This is a genomic window from Desulfovibrio biadhensis (genome assembly GCF_055388615.1).
Window position 1 is genome coordinate 613,033 of the sequence record NZ_AP042477.1, and the last position, 9,468, is coordinate 622,500.

11 protein-coding genes and 2 rRNA genes (1 of these 13 only partly in view) are annotated in these 9,468 nt (G+C 53.1%); 6 read left to right on the forward strand and 7 right to left on the reverse strand.

The window, feature by feature from the left end:
- The first annotated feature begins 33 nt into the window (after positions 1 to 33).
- The 3 genes from ACZ5EH_RS02690 (at position 34) to ACZ5EH_RS02700 (ending at position 1,705) form a co-directional block, all read left to right on the forward strand.
- Positions 34 to 195 carry a hypothetical protein gene (locus ACZ5EH_RS02690; protein WP_464276602.1) on the forward strand — a complete coding sequence of 54 codons (162 nt, stop codon included), beginning with the start codon at positions 34 to 36 and terminating at the stop codon, positions 193 to 195.
- Between the two features lie 62 nt (positions 196 to 257).
- Positions 258 to 899: a flavodoxin family protein gene (locus ACZ5EH_RS02695; protein ID WP_464276603.1), complete on the forward strand. Its 642-nt coding sequence runs from the start codon at positions 258 to 260 to the stop codon at positions 897 to 899.
- A gap of 158 nt (positions 900 to 1,057) precedes the next feature.
- The gene (locus ACZ5EH_RS02700; RefSeq protein ID WP_464276604.1) at positions 1,058 to 1,705 is read left to right on the forward strand and encodes a ComF family protein; all 648 of its coding nucleotides are present in this window, start codon (positions 1,058 to 1,060) and stop codon (positions 1,703 to 1,705) included.
- 5 nt (positions 1,706 to 1,710) lie between these two features.
- On the opposite strand, the gene ACZ5EH_RS02705 is transcribed toward ACZ5EH_RS02700, so the two are convergent.
- Both ACZ5EH_RS02705 and ACZ5EH_RS02710 read right to left on the reverse strand, forming a co-directional pair.
- On the reverse strand, positions 1,711 to 2,193 hold the full coding sequence (locus ACZ5EH_RS02705; RefSeq protein ID WP_464276605.1) for a GNAT family N-acetyltransferase: 483 nt from the start codon (positions 2,191 to 2,193) through the stop codon (positions 1,711 to 1,713).
- Between the two features lies 1 nt (position 2,194).
- Positions 2,195 to 2,779 carry a hypothetical protein gene (locus ACZ5EH_RS02710; RefSeq protein ID WP_464276606.1) on the reverse strand — a complete coding sequence of 195 codons (585 nt, stop codon included), beginning with the start codon at positions 2,777 to 2,779 and terminating at the stop codon, positions 2,195 to 2,197.
- 280 nt (positions 2,780 to 3,059) lie between these two features.
- Here ACZ5EH_RS02710 and ACZ5EH_RS02715 point away from each other — a divergent pair, with 280 nt between their 5' ends.
- Positions 3,060 to 3,983 (forward strand): lytic murein transglycosylase, encoded by a 924-nt coding sequence (locus ACZ5EH_RS02715; RefSeq protein ID WP_464276607.1) that lies wholly within the window; start codon positions 3,060 to 3,062, stop codon positions 3,981 to 3,983.
- A 9-nt stretch (positions 3,984 to 3,992) separates the two neighbouring features.
- Here ACZ5EH_RS02715 and ACZ5EH_RS02720 read toward each other — a convergent pair whose 3' ends face one another.
- Together ACZ5EH_RS02720 and ACZ5EH_RS02725 are read right to left on the reverse strand one after the other, a co-directional pair.
- The gene (locus ACZ5EH_RS02720; RefSeq protein WP_464276608.1) at positions 3,993 to 4,346 is read right to left on the reverse strand and encodes an Mth938-like domain-containing protein; all 354 of its coding nucleotides are present in this window, start codon (positions 4,344 to 4,346) and stop codon (positions 3,993 to 3,995) included.
- 153 nt (positions 4,347 to 4,499) lie between these two features.
- A complete protein-coding gene (locus ACZ5EH_RS02725) occupies positions 4,500 to 5,156 on the reverse strand; it encodes a hypothetical protein (RefSeq protein WP_464276609.1) in 657 nt (218 codons plus the stop codon).
- 282 nt (positions 5,157 to 5,438) lie between these two features.
- Between ACZ5EH_RS02725 and ACZ5EH_RS02730 the strand changes: the two genes are divergently transcribed.
- Together ACZ5EH_RS02730 and ACZ5EH_RS02735 are read left to right on the forward strand one after the other, a co-directional pair.
- On the forward strand, positions 5,439 to 6,212 hold the full coding sequence (locus tag ACZ5EH_RS02730; RefSeq protein WP_464276610.1) for an enoyl-CoA hydratase-related protein: 774 nt from the start codon (positions 5,439 to 5,441) through the stop codon (positions 6,210 to 6,212).
- An 83-nt stretch (positions 6,213 to 6,295) separates the two neighbouring features.
- On the forward strand, positions 6,296 to 7,753 hold the full coding sequence (locus ACZ5EH_RS02735) for an IS1182 family transposase (protein WP_464275709.1): 1,458 nt from the start codon (positions 6,296 to 6,298) through the stop codon (positions 7,751 to 7,753).
- A gap of 92 nt (positions 7,754 to 7,845) precedes the next feature.
- On the opposite strand, the gene ACZ5EH_RS02740 is transcribed toward ACZ5EH_RS02735, so the two are convergent.
- From ACZ5EH_RS02740 to ACZ5EH_RS02750, 3 genes are all read right to left on the reverse strand, one after another.
- The gene (locus ACZ5EH_RS02740) at positions 7,846 to 8,133 is read right to left on the reverse strand and encodes a sll1863 family stress response protein (protein WP_464276611.1); all 288 of its coding nucleotides are present in this window, start codon (positions 8,131 to 8,133) and stop codon (positions 7,846 to 7,848) included.
- A 272-nt stretch (positions 8,134 to 8,405) separates the two neighbouring features.
- A 5S ribosomal RNA gene (rrf, locus tag ACZ5EH_RS02745) occupies positions 8,406 to 8,520 on the reverse strand.
- Positions 8,521 to 8,573: 53 nt separating this feature from the next.
- Positions 8,574 to 9,468: ribosomal RNA gene (locus tag ACZ5EH_RS02750) — 23S ribosomal RNA — on the reverse strand; it runs 2,036 nt beyond the window's last position.

Consider the following 9,468-nt stretch of genomic DNA (forward strand, 5'->3'; position numbering starts at 1 on the left):
CTGAGCAACCGTTGTTGACGGTTGCTTCAGGAGATGCAGTGGCATCTCAAGTATAGCGGGCATAAGCGCCTCGACTTTCTACTCAACCCACGGGATGTGCCCGTGGCGCAGGAGCTTTTGTTCATAGAACCCGGCTGGAGCCTTGCCGAGCAGCCTGATGGCAGGAACGTAAAGATCAGCTTTCAGCGCAAATAATTGTTGTTACTGCACAATGCTCGCTGTTTTGAACGCGCAGCCATACTCCAAGGTGCTTTTTTGTGGAACACATCACCCCCACTGGCAAAAACACGGCGGCCGTCTTTGCCTGCAGCCCCAGAGCAGGCGGCAACAGCGACCAGGCCGCGCTGCAAATCGCTGCTGGCATCGAACAAAGCGGGGGGCAGAGCCGCATTTTTCATCTGCGCGATTTTCAGGTCACCCCCTGCAGGGGGTGCGGCCATTGCGAACGCGACAAGGCCGGCCGCTGCGTGCTGACAGGAAAGGACCAGTCAGGCGAACTGTTTACCATTTTGATGACCGCGCCTGTGGTTGTGTTCAGCTCCCCGATTTTTTTCTACCACGTGCCCTCTGGCTTCAAAGCCTTTATCGACAGGGCCCAGAGCTTTTACATCCGACAGGATAACAAAGACCCGGAAATGGTGGCCCTGCCCCAACGCCCTGCGTTTGTCTGCATGGTAGCGGGACGTCCCAAAGGGGAAAAGCTATTCGAAGGGGCGTTGCTCACACTCAAGTATTTCCTCTCCCCTTTTCACCGCACCCTGGAGCCCCCCTTGCTTTTTCGGGGGGTAGACGCACCAGGTGACGTGATTTCCCCTTCCGAGCGAATAGGGCAACTCATGGACTTTGGCGCCCAGGCTTGGCGTGCGGCACAAAAACACTTGGACACACCCACGCCGTGATAAAGCCCAGGCTTCATTTTGCTCAGGCCCTCCACTCCGGTTTGCACGCCCTGGGCCTTTTGGAGCGACGCTGCAGCCTGTGCGGCCAGGTCACCGAATCATCTGCTCGCAACGTTACACAAATACGTGGGCGGACGCCGCCTCTCTGCAGTGATTGTATGGATCTGCTTGCCCCCCGCACTGGAGGGTATTGCCCCTATTGTGGTGAAATGACTGCGGCTGCTAACGCCCCTGTGCGCCCTTGCGGCAATTGCTTCCCGACTTCCCGTTCAAGAAAAAAAAGAAAGCTCGACCGCACATGGGATATGCTACATTTTTACGCCCCTTATTCCGGGGTGCTGCGCGCATGCATTCTCGCCTTCAAGATGGAATCACGTCTCGGTCTCGGGGCGCTTCTGCAGCACCTGACCCTGACAACCTGGCAGATGCATGGCGCTGGGGGAGATACGCCTGACCTGGTGGCGCCCGTGCCGTTACATCCTAAACGGCTACGCATGCGCGGCTTTAATCAGAGTGTGGAATTGGCGCGGCCTCTGCAAAAACATGCAGGGTTGCTTGTCTTGCCAAAGGCCCTGGCCCGGCAGCGCCCCACCGTGCCGCAATTCACGTTGCAGCGCTCAGAACGCGCCAAAAACATCAAAGGCGCTTTCACGGCCGACGCCTCCATTGTTTCGGGCAAGCACGTTCTTTTGCTTGATGATATAATGACCAGTGGCGCGACAATTTCCGAATGCGCACGCACCTTGCGAAAAAGCGGGGCAGCTCGCGTCGACGTGTTGGTTCTGGCCAGAACACCCGGGGCGTGAGCGCGTTACAGCAGGCTTTTTTCCATCACAACACAGGCGAGGCGCGTACCATCCGGCAGTTTGTGAAACGAATCTGCAATCCGTCTAAATCCATTTCGGGTGTAAAAGGAAACGGAATTGCTGGTGGCATGCACGGTCAGCGATTCCAATGCCTGTTGTACAGCCCTGTGTTCCATTGCATGCAAAATGGCAGTTCCGATACCACAGCCTGCTTTTTCCGGCGCCACATACAGAGCGCTTACGTTCTTTCCGAGAATATCCAACATGCCGAAACCATGGAGACATCCGCCCGTTTCAGCCACAAGGAATATTTTCTCTTGCAGCGCCTGCAGGTAAATTTCCGGCCGCAGCAAATCCGTCCATATTTCTATCACTTCAGGTGCATAATCCCCCTTGCACAAGACACTGATGGAAGTTCTGTGCAAACGTGCAATGTCCTGTAGATCTTCAGGAGCAGCCAGTCTTATGGATAACATCGCAGCCGCCATATTACGGCATCCAGTCTAGAACGCCCTCTCCGGGGTTCTGGGCCTTCCAAAGCAGAAAATCCTGGCAGGTTCTGACATTGTCAGCGATAACCGCCTTGTAGATTTCAATACCCATGGAGGCGCAATCGGCTGGCAGATCATTCTTGATGCTTAAAATGGCCTTTTTTGTTTCCGGCGTCAGCACTTCACGGATACGATCGGCAACCTTTTCAAAATAGCCGTCGTAGCGCGACCCCTTGCGGATATGGATCATGTCGAGCTTCCATACTTCTTCGTCATCTTGGTACCAGGCGTGCCACTCCAGGCATTCTTCTTCCGTGTCCAACAGATTTGCGTATTCAATTCGCTTGATCCGACGATTTTCAGCCAGTTGCGCCATGGCCGCAAAACTGTCCGCCAGAACAAAAGGATCGGAATAGACGTGCATGTCGATATCTTTATTGTGTAACAGCAAGCCATTCCGCAGTGAGCCCACGAGGTTGGCTTGCACACCATGCGCCGCCCAAATTTCAAGCAGACAGATATCCTGTATTATTTCTCTGGCGCGTTGCTGGTTACGGTCCGCCATGGTAAAAAGATCATTCACGGAAGGTTCTCCCGATTTTTTATTCATGGTGTGTAAAAACGGGCTCATATCCGATACTTTTTTAGAGGACAATAAGCAAATCCACTTGGACTCCCCCTACATGCCTGATGTGTTCCGTAACGCACCGTCCTTTTCTTCAGGAAAATATCTGGTATATTTCTTCCGAGTGCCTGGCGCATTTCAGGGCTGATTCCAACGACACCAACCCGCACCGAGGTTTTTTATGCGATGCTGGCTTTTTTTTGGCGTATCTTTATTTTTTTTGTTTCCGTTGACAGGCGTGGCGACGAGCGCGGCATCCAAAATAGTCATGGGGGCGCCTCTGGTGGAACAAAGGCAGACCGCCCTTGATCCTCACTTTGAGGCCTTGGTTGCCCGGCTTGCTGCCGAGGGCTACCCCATGGAGCGCTTGCAGGAATTGTACTCCAGGCCTGAAGTTGCCTACGACCCCGATTCCATGGGGCGTAAGATGCGCGTTCTGTACAAAACACAGTACAAGCCAGTGGAGCCCGCGCCCGAAACGCCCGCGCAACCCGAAAAGCCTGCAAAAAAACGCGAAAAAATACCGCTGCATGCACCGCATCTGACTCCCGAAGTGCTCGCGCGGCTGGCGGTCTTCAAAAAGGACTACGCTTCCGCCCTCAAAGCTGCAGAACAGGAGTACAAGGTTCCGGCCGAGGTTGTTCTGGCCGTGCTGGTGGTGGAGACGAAACTAGGCACGTTTTTGGGCTATGGCACCGCAATCAATGTTCTTTCCAGCATGTCTGCGGCCAGCGGCTATGAAGATATGGCGGCTTTTGTGGATAAATACTCGCCCACACCGGAACAGAAACAATGGCTGGTGGAGCGGCAGTCTCAAAAGGCGGAATGGGCCTACAGGCAGCTCAAGGCGTTATTGGAGTACGCCTGGGCCAACGGACTTGATCCTACCGCCATGCCCTGCTCCATATACGGCGCCATAGGCATGTGTCAGTTCATGCCCTCCAATGTGGAGCGCCTGGGTGTGGATGGAGACGGCGATGGTGTGGTTGACCTGTACGCCCCTGCAGATGCCATACACAGCGTCGCCAAATTCCTGCACAAAGCGGGATGGAAAAAATCTCTTTCACGCAAGGGGCGCATCAAGGTCATCAAACGTTATAATCCGGATTACTTCTACGCCATCACGGTGCTGGCCGTTGCAAAGGAAATCGGCAAAAACTGAGGAAGGCTATCAACAAGTGAGATGAAAGGCCCCGGCCACGCTTTTTTCTTCTGCGGCCAGGCGGTTATATTCATCCACGGCCTTTTCCGTAGGCGCCACGCTGAGTGCAATGCCCAGTTTTTTGCACCGTGTTTCCACTGAGGGGCTCACGCGCATGGCTCCGGAACTGCCCGTGCCGATGACCAGATGACGCGGCCTGGCATCGAAAATTTCATCCAGATCGCTTTCCTGGCAAAGGTGCCCCTGCGTGCGCCACCAGTCGCTGTGCGCGGCACCGGAAATAATGATAACATCGTCTTTGAATGATTCGCCGTCCACTGTCATGGACCCGAAAGCATAGTGTTCAATATGTGGCTGTTCCATAATAAGTATGTTGTATCCGTATGTTACGTGTTAGCACCAGGTATCGGTGCAAGATGGTGGGTATACTGCAAAGCCACTACCCAGCACCAAAGATGCTGGATAGCGATAAAAAGCAGCCTCAGACCGGACTCCTCAGCAGAGCCCTCCCTGGCGCTACTCCAAATTCATGCTCATAAAATCATACAAGTCGAGTTCCACGCCTTCTTTCGAGAACATGACAGGCATGACCATTTGCTTGCCAATGTGCTTGCCCGCTTCTCGCTGCATGGGGGCGCCGTCGTAGCTTACTCCGGTGATGAGCATGTCGGACATTTTGAAGTCCTCCAGGCTGTCCAACGAGAAAAGCAGTTTGGAAGGATCGAAATGATTCTCTATCTCCAGAGTATAGCTTTCAGACCCCTTATCTATTGCCCCAAGCAGAATACAGATATGATCATCGGGAATTGCTTCTAGTGCAGCATCCAAAGGCAAGGCATTATTCTGTGTTTCCAACTCGGAGGCTGACAACGGCACTTTCCTGTCACCATCCATGCTGGCCATGATGTCTACGTATTGTTCGAACAGATAGCCCTCTGTCTTGTGGATGGGCGTGGCCTCTTTCCATGTGGTCCAGGCAAAGTCCACACTCTCGGCAAATTTCACCGCAAGTTCCCAATCAAAATAAAGCACGCCCTTGAAGCAGTTGTTGGCAAAATATGGAGTGTTGTTTTTGCCGAGGCAGTGCCTGAAAATCTTGTTTATGAAACGTTCGGGCAGACTGGTGACTATGATTCGTTCCAACTGTCCAGTGATTTCTATACGCAATTTCATGAGGCACTTTCTCCGGTTGGGGTGCAAGGGGAAAGCAACGTCAGGCAAAACTGCCGCCAGCACGGGGGGCATGCCCTTTTTGAACAGTAAATTGAGTCGGCCCGCTTCGCAAGTCTTTCGCGCATGGCTCCGGCGTTTCCTGGATAGCAGCAATCAATTCTCAAAAATCCTGGTTAATTTATACACAAAAATATGATCTGCGCCAATCTTCCCACAGGCAGTGAAAAGCTTGCGGTGCCGCTGCGTTTCGTGTCAGCTTGAACTTAACATAAGGAGGAATATATGGCCGACCATGAGCTGGTCTTGTACGAACGCATCGACGGTATAGCAATACTGCGGCTGAACAGGCCGGAAAAACGCAACGCCGTCAACTCCGCCCTGGCAAATGATATGCGTGCGGCGCTCAAACGATTTGCAGAAGACGAAGAAGCCCTCGTCGCCATTATCACTTCCCAGGGGGAATTCTTTTGCGCAGGCATGGATCTGGGGGCATTTGCTGCTGGAGAAAGCGATGCGATATTAGGCGGACCCGGACGTTTTGCAGGACTCACCGGAGCTCTGCCGCCAAAGCCCATCATAGCCGCCGTGGAAGGTGGCGCCGTGGGGGGTGGTTTCGAGATAGTTTTGGCATGCGATATGGTCATTGCTACGGAGAACGCTTTTTTTGCCATGCCTGAAGTAAGTGTCGGGTTGTTCGCCAATGCCGGCGGAGCAATACGCTTGCCCAAAATAATGCCAGCTAAGCCCGCCATGGCCATGATGCTGACCGGGGCGCGTATAACGGCCCGTGGCGCCCTTGAATACGGACTGTTGAATGGATTAGCCCCTGAAGGACAGGCTCTGGAAACGGCCATGGACCTGGCGCGAAAAATAACCGCCAACGCGCCTTTGGCAGTGCAGGGCACTCTCAAGGTCGCCAGAGAAAGCCTTGCAGGATCAGATGCATTATGGGGCATCAACGATGAGGTCTGGGCCAAGATAGCCGCATCGAAGGATGCTCAGGAAGGGCCGGCGGCTTTTTCGGAAAAACGCCCCCCCTGTTGGAGCGGTGAATAAAAAAAAGCGCCTTCCCTCTAGAAGGCGCTTCAGAATGCTGACAAACCCTCGCCAATCGGCGAGGGTTTTCTTATACTATCTTCATGCTAAAGCCGCCCAAAAATCAGCAGGTGAAAATGGAGTTTGTTTCGATCAACGAACTTGTCCCCATGAATCATCTGCTTCGCAAAATTGCCAAGGTTATTGATTTCTCCTTTATTCATGAGCTCACCAAGGATTTGTATTGCGAGGGCAATGGCCGTCCGGCCATTGAACCGGTGGTGCTCTTCAAAATGCTATTCATCGGCTATCTGTTTGGCATCCGCAGCGAGCGTCAGCTTGTCAAGGAAATCCAGGTCAATGTTGCCTATCGCTGGTTCCTTGGCCTGGGATTGCAGGACAAAGTGCCCGATGCCAGCACCATCAGCCAAAACCGGCGGCGCAGATTTAACGACACCAGCGTTGCCCAGGACATTTTTGACGGTATAGTGTTCCAGGCCATGAAAAAGAGGCTTGTCGGCGGACACACGCTTTACACCGATTCCACCCACCTGAAAGCCAACGCCAACAAGCATAAATTTACGGAAAAGCTCGTTGCCCAAAGCACGAAGTCATACTTGGGCGAACTTGAAGACGCCGTGGAGGAAGACAGGCGCAGGCATGGAAAGAAACCGCTGAAGCAGGACAACCGCGAAGCGGGGTCCAAGCGGATCAAGCAGAGCACAACCGATCCGGACAGCGGGTACATGGTACGCGAGGGCAAGCCTAAGGGCTTCTTTTACTTGGATCATCGCACTGTGGACAGCCGACACAACATTATCACCGACAGTTACGTAACTCCGGCCTCGGTGCATGACAGCATGCCCTATCTCGATCGGCTGGACCGACAAATCAACCGCTTCGGCTTTGCTGTGAAGCACGTCGGCCTCGATGCAGGATATTTCACCTCACACATTTGCAAGACGCTGGAAGAAAAGCATATTTATGGTGTCATTGGCTATCGTCGTCCCACTCGTCGCAAAGGGATGCTCCCCAAACGCGCCTTTGAATACCTGCCGGACAAGGACTGCTATCTTTGCCCCGAAGGCCAGGAGCTTCACTACTCCACCACCAACCGCGAAGGATATCGTCTCTATGACTCGTTACCAAAGATTTGCCGCCGCTGTCCGTTACTGAAAGAGTGCACAACAAACCGGAATTGCAAGAAAACAGTGACACGCCATGTGTGGCGGGAATACGTGGATACGGTGGATGCGCACCGGCTCACGGAATTCGGAAAAAGAATCTATGCTCGCCGGAAAGAGACCGTAGAGCGCAGCTTTGCCGACGCCAAACAACTGCACGGGCAACGCTATGCTCGGTTCTGCGGCCTGGCTAAGGTCCAGGTTCAAAGCCTGCTTTCCGCCACATGTCAAAACATGAAGAAAATGGCCTTGCTGCTGGCCCCTTTGGAGCTGTCATACAAATATTTGCAGCCCAAATGCCTGTACTTTCTACCTCAGTCTCTCTGTCTCGTTCGATTGGGGCCGATCGAGCCAACATCCCAGCTGGCAGCGGCCTGAAAAGAAATCGGTTCATAAAAACAAACCCCACTTTGCAAAAAGCGGGGTTTGTCAATGAGCTGAAGCGCCTTCCCTCTAGAAGGCGCTTATTATTACCCCAGGCGCTTTTTCAAGGCCTCTAACGCCTCGTGCAATTCGGTTTGTATTTTATCCGCCAGGTGGCGCATTGTGTGCCAGGAATCATCTTCCGCACTCTCCATCTCACCAAGCTTGCCATGTAAGGCATCATGCTTGCTCTTCAAAGCGTCGAGCTCGGTGGCGTAATCGATGTCCGTATCGGCATTTCTGTCCATAAACGTTGCTTCAAGACCTGCGATTTCAGCATTCCAGCCATCAAGCTGTTGCCGCAGTTTGAGTTCATACTCTTTTTGGGGATCCATGGCGGCTCCTTGGATTTAATACTCTTTGCAACAATAATCTGAGTATATTTCTATTCTAAACATTAGCATAGCAAAGCAGACCGTCAAGCTATCCCGGAAACCGAGCCGGTAAACGGGTACACATGCCCCATTTGTATGTGAGGAACCAAACGTAAAAAGAAGAAGCCGGAAAGGAAACTTTCCGGTTTTTTTGTGTGTGGTGTGGATGTGGTGGGTCCAGAAACGCCAAAAGCCCGTCAGTTTGAGCTGACGGGCTTTCGTTGTAAAGGGTGCCCTGGCAACGGCCTACTTTCCCACAAACTACTCTGCAGTATCATCGGCGATGGAGGGCTTAACTGCCGTGTTCGGAATGGGAACGGGTGTACCCCCTCCTCCATGGTCACCAGGACAAATTTGTCCGGAAATATAGGAAGAAAGAGGGGGGAGGTTTTTATAATGAGATAGGCAAGACGCACGATCTATTAGTACCGGTTTGCTCAACACATTGCTGCGCTTACACACCCGGCCTATCAACCATGTAGTCTACATGGGATCTTCAGCTCCGAAGAGAGGGAGACCTTATCTTGAGGCAGGCTTCCCGCTTAGATGCTTTCAGCGGTTATCCTTTCCGATCGTGGCTACCCTGCTATGCCCTTGGCAGGACAACAGGTCCACCAGCGGATCGTTCACCCCGGTCCTCTCGTACTAGGGGCAACCCCTCTCAAGTCTCCTGCGCCCACGGAAGATAGGGACCAAACTGTCTCACGACGTTTTAAACCCAGCTCGCGTACCACTTTAATCGGCGAACAGCCGAACCCTTGGGACCTGCTTCAGCCCCAGGATGTGATGAGCCGACATCGAGGTGCCAAACCGCATCGTCGATGTGAACTCTTGGATGCGATCAGCCTGTTATCCCCGGCGTACCTTTTATCCAATGAGCGATGGCCCTTCCATACGGGACCACCGGATCACTAAGACCAACTTTCGTTCCTGCTCGAGATGTCTCTCTCACAGTCAAGCTCCCTTATGCCTTTGCACTCAACGGCTGGTTTCCAATCAGCCTGAGGGAACCTTTGCATGCCTCCGTTACTTTTTGGGAGGCGACCGCCCCAGTCAAACTACCCACCAGACACTGTCTCCAAGCCGGATAACGGCGTTGGATTAGAGCCTTAAGCAAGCAAGGGTGGTATTTCAAGGGTGGCTCCGCGAACACTAGCGTGCCCGTTTCACAGCCTCCCACCTATCCTACACATGCTTACCCAAAGCTCAATGTCAAGCTGTAGTAAAGGTGCACAGGGTCTTTCCGTCTTTCCGCGGGTAGACGGCATTTTCACCGCCAATTCAATTTCACTGAGT

Bases quoted from the DNA above. Each gene is read 5' to 3' on its own strand.
- ACZ5EH_RS02690 (WP_464276602.1), top strand. From the start codon at position 34: ATGCAGTGGCATCTCAAGTATAGCGGGCATAAGCGCCTCGACTTTCTA.
- ACZ5EH_RS02700 (WP_464276604.1), top strand. From the start codon at position 1,058: ATGGATCTGCTTGCCCCCCGCACTGGAGGGTATTGCCCCTATTGTGGT.
- ACZ5EH_RS02705 (WP_464276605.1), bottom strand. From the start codon at position 2,193: ATGGCGGCTGCGATGTTATCCATAAGACTGGCTGCTCCTGAAGATCTA.
- ACZ5EH_RS02720 (WP_464276608.1), bottom strand. From the start codon at position 4,346: ATGGAACAGCCACATATTGAACACTATGCTTTCGGGTCCATGACAGTG.
- ACZ5EH_RS02725 (WP_464276609.1), bottom strand. From the start codon at position 5,156: ATGAAATTGCGTATAGAAATCACTGGACAGTTGGAACGAATCATAGTC.
- ACZ5EH_RS02730 (WP_464276610.1), top strand. From the start codon at position 5,439: ATGGCCGACCATGAGCTGGTCTTGTACGAACGCATCGACGGTATAGCA.
- ACZ5EH_RS02735 (WP_464275709.1), top strand. From the start codon at position 6,296: ATGCTAAAGCCGCCCAAAAATCAGCAGGTGAAAATGGAGTTTGTTTCG.
- ACZ5EH_RS02740 (WP_464276611.1), bottom strand. From the start codon at position 8,133: ATGGATCCCCAAAAAGAGTATGAACTCAAACTGCGGCAACAGCTTGAT.